Raw genomic sequence first — 21,798 nt, 5'->3', positions numbered from 1 at the left:
ATGCGCGTGCCCAAGCGACAGCGCGGCAATGCGCTGGTAGAGGCTGCCTTGGTCCTGCCGCTGCTGATCGGCGCGACCTTGGTGATCGCCGACCTGTACAACGTCAGCCAGGCGCGTGCGCACCTAGAGCGTGCCGCGCACACCCTGGCCAGCACCCTGGCGCTGCAGAACCGGCTGGACTACGACGGTCTTCAGGCACTGCTGGACACCGCCGTACCCGACGCGGTGTTCGGCCATTACCAAGTGGTGATCAGCAAGGTCGGGCTAGACCGCAGCCTGCAATGGAAACCACTGATGCGCGGCAGGGAGCAGGACCTGTGCCCGGTCTACTCCACCGGCACCACCTACGACGGCGAGCTACCCGAACGCACGATCACCGAAAGCCGTGACGATGAGGACATGATCGACTCATCGATGCTGGTGGTGCAGCTGTGCCGGCGCAGTGCCGACCTTGCGCTGAGCAGCAACCTGCTGGTCGACAAGGACATGCAGGCGTTGGCGTTCGCGCGGATGGTCTACAACGACGTGACGCTCGACAAGCAACTGACCGAAGAGATCGGGCTGGACGAGGAATGAGGTTGTGCATGGTGCGATGATCTAGCTGCCCTTACGTGTAGCGTGGATTCGGGCCTTGCACAATCCCGTGGGAATGGGGTTGCCGGAGTGCCGGACCACCGCGAAGCAGGCGACTCGGTGCATGGCACCGAGTCGCCTGCTTCGCGGGGCAAGCCCGCCCCAGCTACACCTCCTCGTCCTCCTCGCGCCGATGCGCCCACTGATACAGCGCCGGCAACACCAGCAAGGTCAGCGCGGTCGACGACAGGATCCCGCCGATCACCACCGTCGCCAATGGTCGCTGCACCTCGGCACCCGTGCCGGTAGCCAGGGCCATCGGGATGAAGCCGAGCGATGCCACCAGGGCTGTCATCAGCACCGGCCGCAGGCGCGTCAGCGCCCCTTCCTCAACCGCCGAGCGCAGGCCACGGCCCTCCTCGCGCAGGTTGCGGATGAAGGCGATCATCACCAGGCCGTTGAGCACGGCGACACCGGACAATGCAATGAAACCCACACCTGCCGAAATCGACAGCGGAATGTCCCGCAACCACAGCGCCAGCACACCGCCGGTCAAGGCAAACGGAATCCCGGTGAACACCAGCAAGCCATCCTTGAGGTTGTTGAACATCATCAGCAGCAGCGCCATTACCAACAGCAGCGACACCGGCACCACCACCTGCAAGCGTTCGGCCGCCGACTGCAACTGCTCGAACTGACCACCCCAGCGGGTCCAGTAGCCAGGCGGAATCGGCACTTGGTCGATCAGCGCCTGCGAGGCCTGCTCGACGAACGAGCCCAAGTCGCGCCCGCGCACATTGGCACTGACCACCACCACGCGCTTGCCGTCCTCGCGGCTGATCTGGTTGGGCCCCAGTTGCAGGTTCAACGTGGCCACCTGGCCGAGCGCGATGAAGCCGATCTGCGCGGCGCCATTGGCCGCGCTGGCAGGCACAGGGATCAACAACCCGGACAACCCTTCGACATCGGTACGCAGCTTCTCCGACAGGCGTACCACCATGTCGAAGCGCCGATCCCCCTCGTACAGCGTGCCAGCGGTACGTCCGCCCACGGCGATGGCGATGGCATCCTGCACATCGCCCACGTTCAACCCGAGACGGGCGGCCTTGTCGCGGTCGATGTCGATGGTCAGCACCGGCAGGCCGGTGGTCTGCTCGACCTTCACTTCCGAAGCCCCCGGCACCTGCTCAAGGCGCGTGGCAATTTGCGCAGCCGTGCGGTTGAGCACGTCCATATCGTCGCCGAACACTTTCACCGCGACATCGCTGCGCACGCCTGAGATCAGCTCGTTGAAGCGCAGTTGGATCGGCTGCGACAGCTCGTAGTTGCTGCCCGGCACACCGGCAGCAGCACGCTGTACGTCAGCGATCAGTGCCTCGCGTGGCTTGTTCGGATCCTGCCACTGCGCGCGCGGCTTGAGCATCACGTAAGCATCGGAGATGTTCGGCGGCATCGGGTCGGCGGCGATCTCGGCGGTGCCGGTACGGGCGAACACCCGCTCGATTTCCGGCACCTGCTCGATGATGGCTTTTTCCAGACGTTGCTGCATGTCCACCGACTGCGACAGGCTGGTCCCCGGTACGCGCAAGGCCTGCAAGGCGAAGTCGCCTTCGCTCAGGCTCGGGATGAACTCGCTGCCCATGCGGCTGGCCAGCACGCCAGACAACACCACCAACGTGGCAGCCCCGGCGAAGGCCAGCTTACGCCGGCGCAACACCCAGCCCAGCACGGGTGCATAACGGCGACGCGCGGTGCGCATCACCACGCCCTCTTCTTCCTTGACCTTGCCGGTGACGAACAACGCGATGGCCGCTGGCACGAAGGTTACCGAGAGGATCATCGCCCCCAGCAACGCGAGCACCACGGTGAACGCCATGGGGTGGAACATCTTGCCCTCGACCCCGGTCAGGGCAAAGATCGGCAGGTATACCACCATGATGATCAACTGCCCGTAGATCAGCGGACGTCTCGCCTCGCGGGCGGCGGCGAATACTTCATGGAAGCGCTCAGCGCGGCTGAGCATGCGCCCATGGCGCTGCTGGGCATGAGCCAGGCGGCGAATGGCGTTCTCCACGATCACCACCGCGCCGTCGACGATGATGCCGAAATCAAGCGCTCCCAGGCTCATCAGGTTGGCGCTGACCTTGTTGCTGAACATGCCGGTGAAGGTGAACAGCATCGACAGCGGGATCACCATGGCCGTGATCAGTGCCGCGCGGATGTTGCCCAGGAACAGGAACAGCACGGCAATCACCAGGATCGCGCCTTCGATGAGGTTCTTCTTGACCGTAGCGATGGCCTTCTCGACCAAATGGGTGCGGTCATACACGGTGACGGCCATCACCCCCTTGGGCAGGCTGCGGTTGATCTCTTCGAGCTTGGCCGCCACGGCCTGGGACACCGTGCGGCTGTTCTCGCCGATCAGCATGAACACCGTGCCCAGCACCACCTCACGGCCATTCTCGGTGGCCGCGCCGGAGCGCAGCTCCTGGCCCAGGCCCACCTGCGCCACATGGCTGACGCGAATCGGTGTGCCGTCGACACTGGAAATCACCACGTTGGCGATGTCCTCGGCCGAGGCCACCTGGCCTGGGGCGCGAATCAGCAACTGCTCGCCGTTGCGCTCGATGTAGCCGGCACCGACGTTGGCGTTGTTGCGCTCGAGCGCCGCGACCAGGTCGTTGAGCGTCAGCTTGTAGGCGGCCAGGCGCTTGGGTTCCGGGGCGATCAGGTACTGTTTGGCATGCCCGCCGATGCTGTTGACCTCGGCGACACCGGGCACGTTGCGCAACTGCGGCTTGATGATCCAGTCCTGGATCACCCGCAAGTCGGTGGCGGTGTAAGGCGTGCCATCGTCCTTGAGCGCGCCTTCCTGCGCTTCGACGGTCCACAGGAAGATCTCGCCCAGGCCCGTGGAAATCGGCCCCATGGCCGCCTCGATGCCCTCGGGTAACTGTTCGCGGGCCACTTGCAGGCGCTCGTTGACCAGTTGCCGGGCGAAGAAGACATCGGTGTTGTCATCGAAGATCACCGTCACCTGCGACAGCCCCGAGCGCGACAGCGAACGGGTCTGCTGCAAGCCCGGCAGGCCAGCCATGGCAGTTTCGATGGCATAGGTGATGCGCTGCTCGGTTTCCAGCGGCGAATAGCCGGGCGCTGCGGTGTTGATCTGCACCTGCACGTTGGTGATGTCAGGCACCGCGTCGATGGGGAGTTTCTGGTAGCTGTGGATGCCCACGGCAGCCATCAGCACCACGGCGAGCATCACCACCAGGCGTTGCTCGATGGCGAACTGGATAAGGCGTTCGAACATATCAGGCATCCCTGTCAGTGGCTGTGCGCAGCCGAGCCTTTGCCCAGCTCGGACTTCAGGACAAAACTGCCAGCGGCGGCCACCAGGCTGCCGGCGCTCAAGCCTTGGCGAATTTCTACCCGCTCGCCATCACGTCGCCCCACCGTCACTGGACGGGCTTCGAAGCCCTCGTCGGTACGCACGAAGACCACGGTTTGCTCCTCCCACACCTGCAGGGCGCTCTGCGGCACCACCACGGCCGCGTCGAAGCGTTCGACGCTGACCGCAATATTGACGAACAGCCCCGGACGCCAGGCGCCGTTGGGGTTGGCCAGGGTGGCGCGGGCGGTGGCGGCGCGGTTCTGCTCGCCCAACAGGCTGCCGACGTAGTTGACCGTCCCCTGTACCTGGGCGCCGAGATCGGGGGCGGTGACGGTCACACCGCTACCGCTGACCACTTTTTCCAGGTCGCGCGGGGCCACGGCGAAGGTGGCCCAGACCCGGCTCAGGTCGGACAAGGTGAAAGCATTGCTGGCCTCACCGACCACTTCACCTACGGCCAGGTGCTTTTCCACCACCACCGCGTCGAACGGTGCGCGCAGCTCGAAGCGATTGCCACGGCCTGCCGGGGCCACGGCGGCGACCTTCTGCCCGGCGTTGACGGCGGCGATCTCGGCCTCCTGCAAGGCCTGGCGCGCTTGCAAGTAATCCTGCTCGGCGCTGATACGCTCCTGCCACAGTTGTTTCTCACGGCTGAAGGTCAGGCGTGCCAACTCCAGGCGGCGCTGGGCGGCCTGCTGCTCGCTGCGCAGCTCGGAGATCTGCTGGCTGGCAATCACCGCCAGCACCTGGCCCCGCTTGACTGTCTGGCCCAGTTCAGCGTGCACCGACTCGACCACACCCGGCACCCGTGGCACCACATGGGCCGTGCGATCCTCGTCGAAGCGGATCTCACCTGGAAAACTGATGGCGCTGCCTAGCGCCTCGGGACCGGCAGTGACCACCTGCACGCCAGCAGCCTGGATCTGCTCGGCGGACAAGTGCAGTTGGCCTTCTGCGTCGGCGTGGTCCGCGCTTTGGCCAACGCCGTTTTTTTCGTCGTCATGACCATGGCCTTCGTCACCATGGTCGTCATGTTGGGCTTGGCTGCTAGCCTGGCCGAGGGTGCCGGTCCAGGCCAGAGCGCCGAAGCCGAGGACGGCCAGGGCGGTGGCGAGAATCGCGAGTTTGCGGGGGGTGGTCATGGGGGCTCCTGCTGGGTAATGGGGTCGGTTCGCACGCCTTCGTGGGGCTTAAAGCTCGCCGTAGATGCGTTCCACCTGCGCCTTCGCATCGACGGCCTGGGCCAGTGCATCGAGGTACAGCCCGCGTGCCTCGATCAACGTGCGCTGGGCATCGAGCACCTCGATGAAAGCGAACTTGCCCGTCTCGAAACCACGGGTGGCGGTGTCCACGGCCTGCTGCGCCGAGGGCAGGATGGTGCGGTCATAGGCCTGCACCTCGCCCATGGCCGTGGCCCACTGCTGCACCGCGCTGAGAGTGTCGCTACGCAGGCGCAGGGCCACTGCATTGCGCAGGTCACGGGCCTGGTCTGCGCGCCGGGCAGCGGCCAGCACGTTGCCCTGGTTGCGGTCGAACAACGGCAACGGCATCGACAGCCCAATCAGGTTGACGCGCTCGCGCTCCTCGCGGCTGTACTGGCTGCCGAGGCTGACGGTCAGGTTGGGAATCCGCTGAGCCTTCTCCGACCCCAGGCTGGCCTCGCTGCGCTCGATCTGTGCAGCGGCCAGGCGCCATTCGGCGGTCTGCTCGACCTTGGCCAGCAGGTTCTCGACCTCTGGCGCAGGGCCTGGCGACAGGGTGTTGTCGTAAAGGCGCTCGAAACCGGCCTCGGCGCTGCCGGTCAGCCGCGCCAAGGCTTGCCAGGCGATGCTGCGTGCACTCTGCGCGCGGCGTACCGCAGCTTGAGCCTGGGCCAGCTGGACCTGGGCGCGGGTGGCCTCGACCGGCGACGATTGACCGGCCTTGACCCGCCCCTCGACAACCCGCACTCCGCGTTCGGTCAGGGTCTGGGACTGCTGCGCTAGCTCCAGTGCGGTCTGCGCGCGCAGTGCCGCGTGGTAGGCCTGGATCACCTCGGCGCGCAAAACGTTGCGCTGGCGTTCAAGTGCCAGCCGAGCGATCAGTTGGCCTGCCTCGGCGACGTCGACACGCGCACGGCGCTTGCCGCCCAGCTCCAGCGGCTGGCTCAGCATGAGCGTGGTGGTGCGGCTGTCGCGGCGCGTGTCCTCGACCTCCCACGACAGCTCGGGGTTGGGAATCAACCCAGCCTGAAGGCGCTCGCCCTCGGCCATGCCAATCTCACGGCCGACTGCCGCAAGCTCGGGGTTCTGTGCAGACGCAGCGTCGAGCGCCTGGGCCAGGCTCAGCCCATCGGCGGCGGCAGGGCCGCTCAGCAACAGGCAGAGCAAGGCGATCTTGCGGGGTAAGGGCACGGCTAAAGTCCTCGTCGACATGGGCGAGGGACTGTAGGCAGGCGCGGTTATCGGCGCGGTGGCATGAACATTACAATTCTGTCATCCAGTCCGATAATCGCCCATTTTCCAAGATCAAGGATTTGACGAAACTAACCGGATAGTACAAAACTCGGGGTAACCAAAAACAACAAAGCGATACCCCCGCCATGACACCCCGAATCCTCGTGCTCAACGGCCCGAACCTGAACCTGCTGGGCACCCGAGAACCGGCCCAGTACGGCCACGAAACCCTGGCTGATGTGGCCAACCTGTGCGCCGACAGCGCGCGCGCCCAAGGCCTGGAGCTGGAGTTCCGCCAGACCAACCACGAAGGCGAGTTGATCGACTGGATCCACGCCGCCCGTGGCCGCTGCCACGGCATCGTCATCAATCCCGCCGCCTGGACGCACACGTCGGTGGCCATCCGCGACGCCCTGGTGGCTGCCGAGCTGCCGGTGATCGAGGTACACCTGTCCAACGTGCACAAACGCGAACCCTTCCGCCACCTGTCGTTCGTCTCCAGCATCGCCGTGGGAGTGATCTGCGGCTTGGGCAGTCAGGGCTACCGCATGGCCCTTGCCTGGTTCGGCGAACACTTCAAGGAGCAACACGCATGAGCCGCACAGGCATCCTCGCCGGCCTGATCGGTCGCGGCATCCAAGCCTCACTTACGCCGGCGCTGCACGAGCATGAGGGTGACGCCCAGGCGCTTCGCTACTTGTACCGGCTGATCGACGCTGACCAGTTGGGGCTGGACGACAGCGCCCTGCCCCAGTTGCTGGACGCCGCGCAGAACACCGGCTTCACCGGGCTAAACATCACTTTTCCGTTCAAGCAGGCGATCCTGCCGCTGCTCGATGAACTGTCGGATGAAGCACGGGGTATCGGTGCGGTGAATACCGTGGTCCTGCGCGACGGCAAGCGCGTCGGCCACAACACCGACTGCCTGGGGTTTGCCGAAGGCTTTCGACGCGGCCTGCCGGGGGTGAACAAAGGCCTGGTGGTGCAGTTGGGCGCAGGCGGCGCGGGGTCTGCGGTGGCGCATGCGCTGCTGGCCGAAGGCGTCCAGACACTGGTGCTGTTCGAGGTGGATGCGGCTCGCGGCCAAGCCTTGGTGGAAAACCTGGCAGCGCGCTTTGGGCCCGGGCGCGCGGTGCTGGGCAGTGATCTGGCCGCAGTGCTGGGCGACGCCGATGGCCTGGTCAACACCACACCGGTCGGCATGGCCAAGCTGCCAGGCATGCCACTGCCGGAGGGGCTGCTTCACGCGCGCTTGTGGGTGGCAGAGATCATCTACTTCCCACTGCAAACGGAGTTGCTGCGTCAGGCGCGCGCGCTGGGCTGCCGCACCCTGGATGGCGGCACCATGGCGGTGTTCCAGGCCGTCAAAGCCTTCGAGTTGTTCAGCGGGCGCCCAGCCGATGCCGAGCGCATGCAGGCGCATTTCGCACGTCTCGTGTGATAGCCGCGATTGCGGGGCCGCGCCTTGCCCCGCACAACTTGGCTAATTTCAGCTGACCGCCCCGATGAAGTTCGCCAGCTCCGCCGTGCGCGGCGCGGCGAACACCTCGCGTGGGTGGCCGGTTTCATGCACCTTGCCCTGGTGCATGAACACCAGCTTGTCACCGACCTCGCGGGCGAAGCGCATCTCATGGGTGACCATGATCAAGGTCATGCCCTCCTTGGCCAGCTGGCGCACCACCCCAAGCACTTCATTGACCAGTTCGGGATCCAGCGCCGAGGTGATCTCGTCACACAGCAACACCTTGGGCGACATGGCCAGGGCCCGGGCGATCGCCACTCGCTGCTGCTGCCCGCCAGACAGCCGATCCGGGTAGGCATCGATCTTGTCGGCCAACCCCACCCGCTCGAGCATCTGCTCGGCCAGGCGGCGCGCATCAGCCTTACTGGCGCGCTTGACCACCTGCGGTGCGAGCATCACGTTCTCGCCCACGGTCAGGTGCGGGAACAGGTTGAACTGTTGGAACACCATGCCGACCTTCTGACGCAGCGCGCGCAAGTCGGCGCGGCTGGCGTCGAGGTACTCGCCGTCCACCTCGATCACCCCGTCGTTGATCGATTCAAGGCCATTGAGGGTGCGCAGGAAGGTGCTCTTGCCTGAGCCACTGCGGCCGATGATGGCCACCACCTCGCCCTCCTCAATGCTCAGGTCCACGCCCTTGAGCACGTGATTGTCGCCATAGTACTTGTGCAGCGCAGACACTCTAAGCAGGGGCATGCAGCCTCCTTTCCAGGTAACGGGCGCTCAGCGAGAGCGGGTAGCAGAGGATGAAATAGCCCACGGCCACTAGGCCGTAGATCAGGAAGGGTTCGAAGGTTGCGTTGGCGAGCATGCCGCCAGTCTTGGTCAACTCGGTGAAACCGATGATCGACGTCACTGCCGTGCCCTTGACCACCTGCACCGAAAAGCCCACGGTCGGGGCAATCGCGATGCGCAGCGCCTGCGGCAGGATCACATGGCGCAACTGTTCAAGCCGACTCAGGGCCAGGCTGCCGGAGGCCTCCCACTGCCCGCGCGGAATCGACTCCACGCAGCCGCGCCAGATCTCGGCGAGAAACGCGCTGCTGAACAGGGTCAGGGCGATGGCCGCTGCCATCCACGCCGACACGTCGATACCGAACAGCGCGATGCCAAAGAACACCATGAACAGCTGCATCAGCAACGGCGTGCCCTGAAACAGCTCGATGTAACCACGCGCGACGCCGCGCAGCAGCGTGTTGTCGCTGATCCGCGCCACCAGCAGCAAGAGCCCGGCCAGGCTGCCGCAGGCGAACGCCACCAGCGACAGCAGCAAGGTCCACTGCAACCCGGTCAACAGGTTGCGCACGATATCCCATAGGGTGAAATCCATTCAGCGTCTCCCCATCAGCAAACGCTGGCCGATCCAGGCCAGCAGTTGGCGCACCACAATGGCCATCAGCAGGTACAGCACAGTGGTCAGCAGGTAGGTCTCGAAGGCGCGGAAGTTGCGGGATTGAATGAAGTTGGCGGCGAACGACAACTCCTCGGTGGCGATCTGCGAACACACCGCCGAACCCAGCATGACGATCACGATCTGGCTCGACAGCGCCGGCCAGACCTTGGCCAGTGCCGGTTGCAGCACCACGTAGCGAAACGCCTCGAAACGGCTCATGGCCAGCGCCGCAGCGGCCTCCAGCTGGCCCTTGGGAATCGCCTGGATGCCCGCACGGATGATCTCGGTTGAATACGCCCCCAGGTTGATCACCATCGCCAGCGAAGCTGCCTGCCATTCGCTCAGGCGCACGCCCAGCGCCGGCAAACCGAAGAAGATGAAGAACAACTGGACGATGAACGGGGTGTTGCGGATCAGCTCCACATACAAACCGAACAACCCATCGAACGGCCGCAGGCGCCAAGCGCGGACCACCGCGCCGACAACGCCGATGGCCACCCCGAACACGGTGCCGACCACCGTCAGCTCCAAGGTGAACAGTGCCCCCTTGAGCAACAGGTCGGCCTGGGCCAGCACTGGGGCAAAATCGAATTGATAAGCCATCGGTCAGGTGCTCAGAGGTCGGCTGGCAGCGGCTGCTTGAGCCATTTTTCGGCATTCTGGTTCAGGCTGCCGTCAGCCTTGGCGGCCTCCAGGGTGGCGTTGACCTTCTCCAGCAGCGCCGGCTCGTTCTTGGCCAGGCCTACGTACACCGGCGAATCCTTGAGCTTGACCTTCATCACCGGGACCTTGGCCGGGTTCTTCTCGGCGATGGCCGCCATGACCACGCTGCCGCTGGCGATCAGCTCGACCTGGCCGGACAGGTACGCGGCGATGGTCGAGTTGTTGTCTTCGAAGCGCTTGATGACCGTGCCCTTGGGCGCGACGGCGCTCAGTTCCATGTCTTCGATAGCGCCACGGGTGACGCTGATGGTCTTGCCAGCGATGGCGTCGATGCTGCCGATTTGTGCGTCGGCCGGGCCGAACACAGCCAGGTAGAAAGGTGCGTAGGGGCGCGAGAAATCGATCACCGCTGCGCGCTCGGGGTTCTTGCCAAGGCTTGAGATCACCAGGTCGACCTTGCCAGTGGTGAGGAACGGAATGCGGTTGGTGCTGTTGACCGGGGTCAACGCCAGCTTCACACCGAGCTTATCGGCCAGCAGTTGCGCGGTGTCGATGTCGAGCCCACGAGGCTTGAGGTCGGGACCGACCGAACCGAATGGGGGGAAGTCCTGGGGCACGGCGACCTTGAGCACGCCACGGGCGGTGATATCAGCCAGCGCATCGGCCTGGACCACTGGCAGCGCCAGGCTGGTGCCGCAGAACAGGGTTGCCAGGAACAGGGAACGGATCATTTTCATCGAAAGGCCTCGCGCAGGAATCCAGGAAAGGGACCACAGGGCCAGTGCACGGGTCATGCCAGACTGGGTAAAACCCACGAACGACGCGGGTCGGGCGTCATCACCGAGGTCTTACTGGTCTGAACAGTTGAACCGATCCGGGGCGGCCTTGCCCTGCTTTCGCGCAGCCGCCAGCAGCACTGCGCCACAACGAAGCAAGGCTTGCCAGGCTGGGCGAATTCGCCGTAAAAGGGTGCCCATTGCCCTCAGACCGGTCCCTTCAGCATGCTTGCCACCCCCGCCCGCCCCGTCCCGGAAGTCGCCTTGCAAGCGATCCGCAAACTGATCGAGGAAGATGGCTACCAGCCCGGCGACGCCCTGCCCTCGCAGCGTGACCTGGCCGAACGTCTGGGGGTCAGCCGGGCGTCGCTGCGTGAGGCGCTGTCTTCGCTCAGTGCATTGGGGCTGGTCAGCGTGCAACCGGGCAAGGGCGTATTCGTCCAATCACCGGCCTCGGGGGCTCCTGCGTCTGGCGGTTTTGCCTGGCCGTATGCCGAGCAGGTCTCGGCCGCCGATACCTTCCAGTTGCGCTACGCCCTGGAAGGTTTTGCCGCAGGCCAAGCGGCCCTGGCGCTCACGGCGGACGACCTGGACGCCTTGCAGGCCAACGTCGAGGCCATGGCCATCGAGCTGCGCGCCGGGCGCTTCGAAGCCGCGGCGCGGCTGGATTTCATCTTCCATCAGAAGCTGCTGCAAGCGAGCGGCAACCGCGCGATGCTGCAGGTGATCACCGCCAGCCAGGAAATCTTTCTGGAGAGCCAGAAACTGCCCTTCATCCGGCCAGAGCGGGCCATGGAAACCTGGCAGGAGCACCGCAAGATCCTGCGCGCCCTCACCCGTCGTTCACAAGCTGGGGCGCAGCGCGCGATGCAGGAGCACATTCGCAATGCCGCAGCGCGCACCGGGGTGGTGTTTGCTGGCTAAGGCCTCGGCGCGGGCTCAGGCCTTGATGTAGCGCATCACCGCCTCGCAGATCACCTGCTTCTGGCGTTGCTTGATCTGCTCATCCGACAAGTCGATCTGGAAGATGTCGCCGAAGGTGTGGCGGTTCGATACCCGGTAGAAGCAGAACGAGCTCATCAGCATGTGCAGGTCGATCACCTCGATGCCGGCACGGAACACACCCTGCTCGACGCCACGGGCGAGGATCTTGCCCAAGGCCTCAAGCACCATGCTGCTCATCTGACGGATCGCCGGTGATTGCTTGACGTACTCGCCATAGTGAATGTTCTCGGTGCAGACGATGCGCACGAAATCGACGTTGTTGGCATGGTGATCGAACGTGAACTCCACCAAGCGCTGAATCGCTTGCTCGGCCGGCAGCGACTCCAGGTCCAGGCCGTGCTCGGTCTTGCGAATATCGCCGTAGAGTTTGACCAGGCACTCGACGTACAGCTGCTCCTTGCTGCCGAAGTAGTAATAGATCATGCGCTTGGAGGTGGCGGTGCGCTCGGCGATGGCATCCACCCGGGCGCCGGCCAGGCCCTGTTGGACGAACTCGGTGATGGCCGCCTGGAGGATGTTCTCGCGGGTCTTCTCCGGGTTGTTCTTGCGCGTCTTGCGCGTGCCCTCGGCTTCAGGCTGGACGTGCGACTCACTCATACCAACTCACAGGCTCGTTATTCGAATCCGTACGATTATCCGTGAGCCGGGCGGCACAGGGAAGCGCGCTGTTGGTCGCGAACGTTCAGCCTTCAACTGCGCGGTTGGTCACGCCAAATGGCACATGCACCGACGGCACCACGGTGCTGGTGCGCTTGAGGTGCCCGGACTGATCGTCGAAGAAGATATGCGGCTTGAGCACTTGTAGCACCCGGCGCTTGTCGATACCGCCCAGGAAGAACGCATCGTTGGCCATCACCCCCCAGCTCTTGAGGGTATTGAGCGCACGCTCGTGGGATGGCGCGTTGCGCGCGGTGACGATCGACACCCGCACGCGGTTGACGTAGTCCGGGTGCCGCAGCTTGTACGCTTCCTCTTCGGCCTGAATGCGCGCGATGCGCACGAAAAACGCCTTCAACGGCCCTGGATTGTGCGGCTGGGCGACGTTCTTGACCTCGAACGCGTGAAAATGGTCCAGCCCGCCGGCCTGCATCACCGCCTCCGACTCATCCCCGGCCAGCACGCCATCGAAGTCGAAGGCAATGCGCAGGTTGGCGTCACTTTCGTCATCATCGAATTGTGAATCGAGCACCTGACCGGCCGGATAGCCGGCTTGGATCGCGGCATCGACGTGCTGCTTGTCGGCAGACAAGAACAGCGCGATGTTCAGCGCCGGGATGTATTCGTAGGGGGATCGGCCCTGGGTGAAGATCGCCCGGGTCATGTTCAGGCCGTAATGCTTGATGGTCTTCATGACCCGCAATCCGGTGTCCGGGTCGTTCTGCGACAACAGCACCACCTCGACCAACGGGTCTTCCGGGTCGCTGCGCAGATCATTGAGCGCCAACAGGCGCTTGATGAACGGATAGGCGATACCCTTGCCCAGCGGCATGTCCAGGTGCTGCTCCTGATACTTGCGATACTGCGCCTCGCCATCACGCCGAAACACCGCGTCCGACTCGCTGAGGTCGAACACCGCACTTGAGGCGACGCCGATTACCAGGCGATCGTCCAGTTCGAAAGGCATGCTGCAATCCTTGTGGGCAGAGGAATCAGAACGCCGCCCAGGGTCGGGGGCGCCAGGGCGAGCTTACACCAGACACCAGCGACTGGCGCGGCTGACCGAAGCCGATCAACACCGGTTCACTGGCACAACCGCCCCAGGGCCTCCAGCACATGCCCGGTCGCCCGCTCAATCTCTGCATCGCGGCTGGCGATCCCCAACTGGCGCCACAACCCGGGCCGCAAGGGACGCTGGACGATTCGTGGATCCTGGGCCTGCACCTGGCCCTCCAGAGGCAACAAGGTTGCCCCGTAGCCCGCCGCCACCAGGCTTTTGATCGCATCGTTGAAATTCAGCTCGATGCGCGGCTCAGGGTACAGCCCAGCACCGGCGAACCACTCCGAGGTCACCCGCGACAGCTGCGTGGTGCTGTCATTGAGGATCAGCGCGCGCCCCGCCAGCCACGCCGGGGTGATGCGTGCCGGCGGCTGCCAGTCGGCAGGTAGGTAAGCCATGATCGGATCGCGCCGCCAGGGCGTAAGCCTCACGCCCTTGCTCGCCACCTGCGGCAAGGCCACCAAGCCGATATCCAGAGTGCCCTCGCGCAGGCGCGCCAGGGACGCCTGGGAAGTGAGCACCTGCACCTGCACGTCGATCCCGGGGTGATCCACCCGCAATGCCTGCAACGCCTGCGGCAGCAGGTGCGCGATAGCGCCGGTGGAGGCCCCCAGGCGCACCCGGCCGGTCAGGCCCTCGACCTGCCGGCGTACCTCATCCAGTGCTTGGTCAGCATCGGCCAGCAGGCGCCGGGCACGCGCCAGCAGGGTTTGGCCGACCGGTGTCGGGCGCACCTGACCACGGGTGCGCGTCAACAACGGCGCGCCAACCCTGGCTTCAAGCTCGGCCACGTGCAGGCTGATGGTCGGTGGCGCCAGGTTGAGCTGACGGGCGGCGTCGGCGAACGAGCCGTGGTCGGCGATCACCACCAGGGTACGCAAGCGGTCAAGACTGATTTCGCGCATGGTCGTAATTCAGTTTTTCTGAATAAGAGCATCATGATATTCAAATTTTCTTTATGCACGCTACCCGCGAAGATAGACCAACGCCCTTCTTGCACGGATACCTTTCATGAATCAGCCGCTTGTTTTCATCGATGGCGACCAAGGCACCACCGGCCTGCAAATCCACGCCCGCCTGCAGGGTCGCCAGGACCTGCGCCTGCTCACCCTGCCCGAGACCGAGCGCAAGGACCCGGCACGTCGCAGCGAGGCTATCAACAGCGCCGACATCGCCCTGTTGTGCCTGCCCGATGCCGCCGCCCGCGATGCCGTGGCGACCGTGCGCAATCGCGCGGTGCGGGTGATCGATGCAAGCTCCGCACACCGCACCACGCCGGGCTGGGTGTACGGCCTGCCGGAACTGGACCAGCAACAAGCCGAACGCATTGCCCGCGCCACGCGCATCAGTAACCCCGGCTGCTACCCCACCGGTGCGATTGCCTTGCTGCGCCCGTTGATCGCTGCCGGGCTGCTGCCAACGGACTACCCGCTGAGCATCCACGCCATCTCGGGTTATTCCGGCGGCGGACGGGCGGCAGTCGAGCGCCATGAGCAGCCTGGCGACAGCTACCTGCCAGCGCTGCAACTCTACGGCCTGGAGCTTGCACACAAACATGTGCCGGAGATCCAGCAACACGCCGGGCTCGCCACGCGGCCGGTTTTCATCCCGGGCTATGGCCACTACCGCCAGGGCATCGTGCTGAGCATCCCGCTACAACTGCGCTTGCTCCCAGGGGTACGCGCCGAGCACTTGCAGGCCTGTCTTGAGCAGCACTACCAAGGCGCCCGTCATGTGCAGGTGATGCCGCTGCACCAACACGGCCCGGCACCGACCCTCGACCCGCAGGCGCTGAACGACAGCAACGACCTGCGCCTGGCGCTGTTCGCCAACCCCGAACACGGGCAAGTGCTGCTGACGGCAGTGTTCGACAACCTCGGCAAAGGCGCCTCGGGGGCGGCGGTGCAGAATCTCGACCTGCTGCTGGCTGGGCTGAACTAACCTTCACGGGTAGACTGTGCCACCGCCTCGCTGAAGGCGCTGCGTTTCAGTCCACCCCGGAGCCCTACCCGCGATGTTCATCCTTCGCCGCCTCGACGGCGTGCCGCCCGAAGCCTTCCAGAACCAGATCCGCCAGTTGGTGATCGAGCATGTCGGCCAGCTCAGCAGTGTCGCCATCGCAGCGGACAACCCGCTCTATCCGCTGTACCAGTACGGCGTAGGCCTGGAGGTGCACCAATACCTGATGGCTCTGGATGGCACGCGCGGCCTGGCAGTACAGCTCACGCTGGCTCTGCATGCCGAGTCGCCCGACCGCTTGCTGGGCTTCGCCCTGGCCCTACCCGCCCAGGACGATGCACAAGCCTGCGCCCTGGCCTACCTCGCCGTGCACCCCGACTACCGTCGCCAAGGCATCGCCCGTGGTTTGGTGGACGCGTTACGTGGCCGCTTTGCCTGTGTCGAGTTGAGCACCTTCGCCGAGCAGGTGCCCTGGTTCGAGGCGATGGGGCTACAAGTGGTGACCACTGCCGGCCCGCAGGTGTTGATGAGCAGTAGCGGGCGCGCCAGCGGTGCGTTGATCGGGCGCCTGGACATCGCGCCGATCTACCAGACGGTCGAGGTGATGCAAATCCACGCCTACCTGCTCAAGCAGCATGGCGAAGCGGCGATGCGCGAGGCGGAACGGACACGCGATGCCCGGCTCGATGAGCTGACCCGGCAATCCCAGGCCTGCGTTGCGCAAAGAATGACCCGTCACTAAAAGAGCCGGGCCCTTCACAGCGCGGTCCCAGCCTGAGCTGGCGACCAATCGTGAACAGGCGCTACCGGCCACAGCCCCCAGGCGCTGTCGCCTTAAGGTACGAAACCTGACGCATCGGTCAGTCCATGACGGAACCATTCATACCGGCTGTTACATCGAATGACTGGTCAGCAATAGCAGCACCGTGACATTATTGACGTCAAAAAAACCGTAGAAGGTGGGGAATACCTAATTAGCCGCAGCGCATCGAGAGCCTGGCGACCGTCGCCACAAGGCCCTCAAGACCAGCTCTTGACGCCTGCCAAATCACGTCAAGGAGCATTCATGCAGTTTCGGAATATGAAGATCGGCAAGCGAGCCGCCGCCGTGTTTGCACTGCTCGGTGGGTTGGTGCTGGTCATGGGCCTGCTAGCCCTGTACGAAACACGCCAAATGGACAGCGCGACCGATGAGATTCGCATCACCTGGATGCCAGCGGTGGTCGCCCTGAACGACATCAACAGCAACCTCGGACGCGTCCGCGCGCTCACCCTGCGCAGCGCACTGGACGACGACAGCGCCGAACGCGAACGCACCATCGCCATGGCTGGAAAGGTTGACGAAGCCCTGAAAAACGGTCTCCAGACCTATGCAGACACGATCATTGAAGCCGATGACCGTGCCCTGTTCGACACCTTCAATACAGCCTACCAGCAGTACTACACCCAGCAGCAGGACGTACTCAAAGACATCCTCGCCGGCAAGCTGGATGAGGCCAAGCGCCACATCAGCGGTCCACTCACCCAGGAAGCCGATGCCATGATGAACGCCATGGCAGCGCTGATCGCGTACAACGGCAAGGGTGCCGAAGACGCTTCCCAGCGCAGCAGCGATGTAGCCGACGAAGCCTTCAATGTGATCATCGCTTCGCTGGTGGTGATCATGCTCGCGCTGATCGCCATCGCCACCTTGCTCACCCGTAGCATCGTCCGTCCGTTGGCCGAAGCCGTGGCCGTGGCCGAGCGCGTGGCCACAGGCGACCTGACCCGCGAGATCAGCATCACCGGCCGCGACGAGCCGGCGCTGCTGCTGCGCGCCCTGAGTCAGATGCAGCAAAGCCTGCGCGAGACCCTGCGCAAGATCGCCGCATCCTCGGACCAACTCGCCTCGGCCTCCGAAGAACTGCATTCGGTCACCGAAGACACCAGCCGCGGCCTGCACCAGCAAAGTGCCGAGATCGACCAAGCCGCCACCGCGGTCAACCAGATGACCGCTGCGGTCGAGGAAGTGGCGAATAACGCGGTGAGCACCGCCGACGCCTCCAAAGGCGCAGACCAGAGCACCCGCGATGGTCGCGACCAGGTCAATCAGGCGCTCAACTCGATCCAGCACCTGGTCGAGGACGTCACCGGCACCTCGCAGGAAATCGAACAACTGGCCAACAACGCCAACGAGATCAGCCAGGTGCTGGATGTGATCGGCGCAATCGCCGGGCAAACCAACCTGTTGGCCCTGAACGCGGCCATCGAAGCGGCCCGCGCAGGGGAAGCCGGCCGTGGTTTTGCCGTGGTCGCAGACGAGGTTCGCGCCCTGGCTCACCGCACCCAGCAATCCACCGCCGAGATCGAACAGATGATCGGTGGCATCCAGAGCGGAACCGAGCGGGCCGTCAGCGCCATGCACAACAGCCAGGGACGCGCCAGCGGCACCCTGGAAGTGGCCCAGGCCGCAGGCCAGGCACTGGAAGTGATCGCCGAAGCCATCGCCTCGATCAACCAGCGCAACCTGGTGATCGCCAGCGCCTCCGAGCAACAGGCGCAGGTAGCACGGGAAGTGGACCGTAACCTGGTAAACATCCGCGACTTGGCGATGCAGACCTCCGCCGGCGCCAACCAGACCAGTGCGGCCGCGCAGGATCTGTCGCGCCTGGCCGTGGAGCTGAACGGGATGGTCGCGCAGTTCAAGCTCTGAATCGACGCCTTTACGCCACTTGAAAACATCGCGGGGCAAGCCCGCTTCCACACCCCGAACACCGGGAGTTGTGGAAGCGGGCTTGCCCCGCGATGGTAAGTGGCGAAGTAACGCTACAGGTCAGTCATTCACCCCGACCACACGCCCCGCCTTCACCGGCTGGCTACGGCTGGCCAAGCAGTAGTACAGCGGCACCGTCACCAGCAGCCCGAACAGCCAGGACAAGTCTGCCCCTTCGACGATGTTGGAATACGGCCCGACATACAGCGAAGTATTGGCGAATGGCAGTTGCACCAGGATGCCGCAGGCGTAGGCGACGATCGCGTGGTGGTTGAAGCGGCCATAGATGCCGCCATCGGCGCGGAAGATCGAGGCGATGTCGTACTCGCCGCGCTTGATCAGGTAGAAGTCCACCAGGTTGATCGATGCCCACGGCACCAGGACCAGCAGCAACGCCAGAATCAGGCCGATGAACTCGCCGATGAAGTCGGCCGAAGCGTTCAGTGCCACCAAACCACAGCCCACCAGGATCAACGCAGCCAATACCACGCGCACCTTGATGCTCGGGGTCCACTGGGCTGCGAAGGTCTGGATCGCGGTGACGATCGACAACACCGCACCATACAGGTTAAGAGCGTTGTGGCTGATGATGTTGAGCAGGAACAGCACCATCAGGATCGGACCCAGCCAGCCAGTAGCCTGCTTGACCGCCGCCATGGCGTCGGTACCTTGCGGCACACACAGCACCGCCACCGCACCGAAGCTGAAGCACAGGATAGTGCCCAGGGTGGCCCCGAAATACGTGGCCCAGAACGGTTTGGCGATACCGATTTCGCGCGGCAGGTAGCGCGAATAGTCGGAGGTGTACGGCGAGAAGCTGATCTGCCAGATGGTGCCCAGCGACACCGTGGCGACGAAGCCGGACAGGTTGAACGCACCACGGCTGAAGAAGTCAGCCGGCAGATCCTGAATGAACATCATGATGAAACCGGCCAGCAGCGCCGTGCCCATCACCCAGGTCCCGATACGGTTCAGGGTATGGATGAAGCGATAGCCGATCACGCCAATGGCGGTGGCGCTCAACGCGCCGATGACGATGGCGCTGGGCATCGGCACGCTGGGGGCGATGCCGTGGATCGACTTGCCAGCCAGGACGATGTTGGAGATGAAGAAGCCGACATAGATCAGCGCGGTGAAGAACACGATCAGCAGTGCGCCATAACGGCCGAACTGGCCACGGCTCTGCACCATCTGCGGAATGCCCAGCTGCGGGCCTTGGGCAGACGCCAGGGCAATCACCACCCCTCCCAGCAGATGGCCCAGCACGATGGCGATCAGCCCCCACAGCAGGTTCAGATGGAACACCTGCACCACCATCGCCCCGGTGACGATGGGCAGCGGCGCGATGTTGGTGCTGAACCAGAGGGTGAACAGGTCACGCGCCTTCCCATGGCGCTCGGCAGGTGGAACGTAATCGACCGTGTGATTCTCGACAAACTGGTGTTGCGACGACGGTTGGGACATAGGAATTCAGCTCGAAAGGTCGTTTTTATCTTTGTAAGGAAACCGCATCAAGGCGGCCTCTCAGCTGAAGACCATATTATGGTATTCCAAACTTTTGACAACACTGACCCGCTCGAAAAAACCGCAACTGATCTGCTTGCGCAACCCGTTCAGCAACCGCAGCTCAGGCTCAAAGCCCCATTATTCAAGGGCCCGAGCCGTTCATCGTGTAAATCGGCAGGTGGAAAATTCCACTTGCAAAATAGGTATTACGGTATACCATCAGACACATCAACGATAAAAACCGCGGACCACCGCAGCCCTTCCGAGGTACACGAGATGATCGACGCAACTGTCTACAAGCACGTCCTGGGCTCCTTCCCCTCCGGCGTAACCGTCATCACCACCCTGGACGACGACGGCTCGATCGTCGGCCTCACCGCCAGCGCGTTCTCCTCGCTTTCCATGGACCCGCCGCTGGTGCTGTTCTGCCCCAATTACAGTTCCGACTCCTACCCCGTCCTGATCAAGAACAAGCGCTTCGCCATCCACCTGCTCTCCGGTGAGCAGCAGGCCGAAGCCTACGCGTTCGCCAAGAAAGGCAAGGACAAAGCTGCCGGCATCGAGTGGACGCTCAGCGAGTTGGGCAACCCGATCCTGGCCGGCGCCACCGCCGTCATCGAATGCGAACTGTGGCGCGAATACGAAGGCGGCGACCACGCCATCATGGTGGGCAAGGTGCACAACCTGATCGTGCCTGAAGAGGCTCCGCGCCCGATGGTCTACTGCCGCGGCAAAATGGCCAGCCTGCCCGCCTTCGCCTGAGACGCACCGCTACGCTACCGAAGCTTGCCTTACGGGCAGGCGACAACAACAAGCTCCGAGGAAAGCCCCATGAAATTTTCGTTGTTCGTACACATGGAACGTTGGGATGAACAGGTCAGCCACCGCCAACTGTTCGAAGACCTGACCGAACTGACCCTGATGGCCGAAGACGGCGGGTTCAGTACCGTGTGGATCGGCGAACACCATGCCATGGAGTACACCATCTCGCCGAGCCCGATGCCGCTGCTGGCGTACCTTGCCGCGCGCACCGAGAAGATCCGTCTGGGCGCCGGCACCATCATCGCACCGTTCTGGAACCCGATCCGCGTGGCAGGCGAATGCGCCCTGCTCGATGTGATCAGCAACGGTCGCATGGAAGTGGGCCTGGCCCGCGGCGCCTACCAGTTCGAATTCGACCGCATGGCCGGCGGCATGCCCGCCACCGACGGCGGCAAGGCACTGCGCGAAATGGTCCCCGTGGTGCGCAAGCTGTGGGAAGGCGACTACGCCCACGACGGCGAAGTCTACAAGTTCCCCACCTCCACCAGCGTGCCGAAACCGTTCAACGCCCAGCCGCCGATGTGGATCGCCGCGCGCGACCCGGACTCGCACAACTTTGCCGTGGCCAACGGTTGCAACGTCATGGTCACCCCGCTGATGAAGGGCGACGAAGAGGTCCTGGACCTGAAGAACAAGTTCCAGGCAGCCCTGGACAACAATCCCGAGGTGCCGCGCCCGCAACTGATGGTGCTGCGCCACACCCACGTGCACAGCCCGGCCGAGCCTGACGGCTGGAAAGTCGGCGCCCAGGCCATCTCGCGCTTCTACCGTACCTTCGATGCCTGGTTCGGCAACAAGACCACCCCGGTCAACGGTTTCCTGGAGCCAAGCCCTGAGTCGAAGTTCGCCGAAGTCCCGGCGTTCGAGCTGGACAACATTCGCAAGAACACCATGATCGGCACGCCAGAAGAGATCATTGCGCGCATCAAGTACTACCAGGAACTTGGCGTCGACGAGTTCAGCTTCTGGTGCGACAACAGCCTGCCCCACGCCGAGAAGAAAAAATCCCTCGAACTGTTCATTAAGGAAGTGGTGCCGGCGTTCGCCTGAATTCCCATTGCCTGAAACCTTGCGGGAACCAGCCCGCTCTCGTGGGCCCTGCGGTCTGCGTGAGCGGGCTTTTTTTGAGCGGCAAGCGGCAAGCGGCAAGCAAGAGCGGGACCGCGTTCGGCTTGCGGCTCAGCACCTTTCGTCCCCTCCCAAAGGATTTTTTCAGTCTGCTATTGCAGAACAAATATTATGGTATACCATCAGACAACAAGAGCTGATAACCCTAACCAG

20 protein-coding genes are annotated in these 21,798 nt (G+C 64.0%); 9 read left to right on the top strand and 11 right to left on the bottom strand.

Annotated elements, in window-relative coordinates; translation table 11 throughout:
* Window positions 1-576, top strand: a complete 576-nt coding sequence (locus FEM01_RS00810) for a TadE/TadG family type IV pilus assembly protein (protein ID WP_138217390.1) — start codon at window positions 1-3, stop codon at window positions 574-576.
* Window positions 577-739: 163 nt separating this feature from the next.
* On the opposite strand, the gene FEM01_RS00805 is transcribed toward FEM01_RS00810, so the two are convergent.
* The 3 genes from FEM01_RS00805 to FEM01_RS00795 are packed head-to-tail and all read right to left on the bottom strand — an operon-like array spanning window position 740 to window position 6,360.
* Window positions 740-3,886, bottom strand: coding sequence for an efflux RND transporter permease subunit (locus FEM01_RS00805; protein ID WP_138217389.1), 3,147 nt, complete (start codon window positions 3,884-3,886; stop codon window positions 740-742).
* Between the two features lie 14 nt (window positions 3,887-3,900).
* Window positions 3,901-5,109, bottom strand: a complete 1,209-nt coding sequence (locus tag FEM01_RS00800; protein ID WP_138217388.1) for an efflux RND transporter periplasmic adaptor subunit — start codon at window positions 5,107-5,109, stop codon at window positions 3,901-3,903.
* A 48-nt stretch (window positions 5,110-5,157) separates the two neighbouring features.
* On the bottom strand, window positions 5,158-6,360 hold the full coding sequence (locus FEM01_RS00795; protein WP_138217387.1) for a TolC family protein: 1,203 nt from the start codon (window positions 6,358-6,360) through the stop codon (window positions 5,158-5,160).
* Window positions 6,361-6,548: 188 nt separating this feature from the next.
* On the opposite strand from FEM01_RS00795, the gene aroQ reads away from it, so the two are divergent.
* Both aroQ and FEM01_RS00785 read left to right on the top strand, forming a co-directional pair.
* The gene (aroQ, locus tag FEM01_RS00790; protein ID WP_138217386.1) at window positions 6,549-6,998 is read left to right on the top strand and encodes a type II 3-dehydroquinate dehydratase; all 450 of its coding nucleotides are present in this window, start codon (window positions 6,549-6,551) and stop codon (window positions 6,996-6,998) included.
* Window positions 6,995-7,843, top strand: coding sequence for a shikimate dehydrogenase (locus FEM01_RS00785; RefSeq protein WP_138217385.1), 849 nt, complete (start codon window positions 6,995-6,997; stop codon window positions 7,841-7,843). Before aroQ ends, FEM01_RS00785 begins: the two co-directional genes overlap by 4 nt.
* Window positions 7,844-7,891: 48 nt before the next feature.
* Here FEM01_RS00785 and FEM01_RS00780 read toward each other — a convergent pair whose 3' ends face one another.
* The 4 genes from FEM01_RS00780 to FEM01_RS00765 are packed head-to-tail and all read right to left on the bottom strand — an operon-like array spanning window position 7,892 to window position 10,717.
* On the bottom strand, window positions 7,892-8,620 hold the full coding sequence (locus tag FEM01_RS00780; protein ID WP_138217384.1) for an amino acid ABC transporter ATP-binding protein: 729 nt from the start codon (window positions 8,618-8,620) through the stop codon (window positions 7,892-7,894).
* On the bottom strand, window positions 8,607-9,254 hold the full coding sequence (locus FEM01_RS00775; protein WP_138217383.1) for an amino acid ABC transporter permease: 648 nt from the start codon (window positions 9,252-9,254) through the stop codon (window positions 8,607-8,609). Before FEM01_RS00775 ends, FEM01_RS00780 begins: the two co-directional genes overlap by 14 nt.
* Entirely contained in the window at window positions 9,255-9,920 is a 666-nt protein-coding gene (locus FEM01_RS00770; protein WP_138217382.1) for an amino acid ABC transporter permease, read from the bottom strand.
* A gap of 11 nt (window positions 9,921-9,931) precedes the next feature.
* Window positions 9,932-10,717: a transporter substrate-binding domain-containing protein gene (locus FEM01_RS00765; RefSeq protein ID WP_138217381.1), complete on the bottom strand. Its 786-nt coding sequence runs from the start codon at window positions 10,715-10,717 to the stop codon at window positions 9,932-9,934.
* A 264-nt stretch (window positions 10,718-10,981) separates the two neighbouring features.
* On the opposite strand from FEM01_RS00765, the gene FEM01_RS00760 reads away from it, so the two are divergent.
* On the top strand, window positions 10,982-11,680 hold the full coding sequence (locus tag FEM01_RS00760) for a FadR/GntR family transcriptional regulator (RefSeq protein WP_138217380.1): 699 nt from the start codon (window positions 10,982-10,984) through the stop codon (window positions 11,678-11,680).
* 15 nt (window positions 11,681-11,695) lie between these two features.
* Here FEM01_RS00760 and FEM01_RS00755 read toward each other — a convergent pair whose 3' ends face one another.
* The 3 genes from FEM01_RS00755 to FEM01_RS00745 form a co-directional block, all read right to left on the bottom strand.
* Entirely contained in the window at window positions 11,696-12,358 is a 663-nt protein-coding gene (locus tag FEM01_RS00755; protein WP_138217379.1) for a TetR/AcrR family transcriptional regulator, read from the bottom strand.
* Between the two features lie 85 nt (window positions 12,359-12,443).
* Window positions 12,444-13,385, bottom strand: a complete 942-nt coding sequence (locus FEM01_RS00750; RefSeq protein ID WP_138217378.1) for a 5'-nucleotidase — start codon at window positions 13,383-13,385, stop codon at window positions 12,444-12,446.
* 116 nt (window positions 13,386-13,501) lie between these two features.
* Entirely contained in the window at window positions 13,502-14,383 is an 882-nt protein-coding gene (locus FEM01_RS00745; RefSeq protein ID WP_138217377.1) for a LysR family transcriptional regulator, read from the bottom strand.
* Between the two features lie 106 nt (window positions 14,384-14,489).
* Between FEM01_RS00745 and argC the strand changes: the two genes are divergently transcribed.
* The 3 genes from argC to FEM01_RS00730 all read left to right on the top strand — a co-directional run bounded on the left by argC (window position 14,490) and on the right by FEM01_RS00730 (window position 18,129).
* Window positions 14,490-15,419: an N-acetyl-gamma-glutamyl-phosphate reductase gene (argC, locus tag FEM01_RS00740; RefSeq protein WP_138217376.1), complete on the top strand. Its 930-nt coding sequence runs from the start codon at window positions 14,490-14,492 to the stop codon at window positions 15,417-15,419.
* Between the two features lie 73 nt (window positions 15,420-15,492).
* Window positions 15,493-16,179, top strand: a complete 687-nt coding sequence (locus tag FEM01_RS00735) for a GNAT family N-acetyltransferase (protein WP_138217375.1) — start codon at window positions 15,493-15,495, stop codon at window positions 16,177-16,179.
* A 324-nt stretch (window positions 16,180-16,503) separates the two neighbouring features.
* Window positions 16,504-18,129: a methyl-accepting chemotaxis protein gene (locus FEM01_RS00730; RefSeq protein ID WP_138217374.1), complete on the top strand. Its 1,626-nt coding sequence runs from the start codon at window positions 16,504-16,506 to the stop codon at window positions 18,127-18,129.
* Between the two features lie 120 nt (window positions 18,130-18,249).
* Here the strand turns inward: FEM01_RS00730 and FEM01_RS00725 are convergent, their stop codons facing one another.
* Window positions 18,250-19,653 (bottom strand): purine-cytosine permease family protein, encoded by a 1,404-nt coding sequence (locus FEM01_RS00725; protein ID WP_138217373.1) that lies wholly within the window; start codon window positions 19,651-19,653, stop codon window positions 18,250-18,252.
* 318 nt (window positions 19,654-19,971) lie between these two features.
* Here FEM01_RS00725 and FEM01_RS00720 point away from each other — a divergent pair, with 318 nt between their 5' ends.
* Window positions 19,972-20,457, top strand: a complete 486-nt coding sequence (locus FEM01_RS00720; protein WP_138217372.1) for a flavin reductase family protein — start codon at window positions 19,972-19,974, stop codon at window positions 20,455-20,457.
* Window positions 20,458-20,526: 69 nt separating this feature from the next.
* Window positions 20,527-21,567, top strand: coding sequence for an LLM class flavin-dependent oxidoreductase (locus FEM01_RS00715; protein WP_138217371.1), 1,041 nt, complete (start codon window positions 20,527-20,529; stop codon window positions 21,565-21,567).
* Window positions 21,568-21,798 lie beyond the last annotated feature (231 nt).

The sequence above is a fragment of the Pseudomonas mosselii genome (genome assembly GCF_005796105.1).
Lineage (GTDB): Bacteria > Pseudomonadota > Gammaproteobacteria > Pseudomonadales > Pseudomonadaceae > Aquipseudomonas > Aquipseudomonas mosselii_C.
This window is presented reverse-complemented; position numbering and strand designations above follow the sequence as displayed.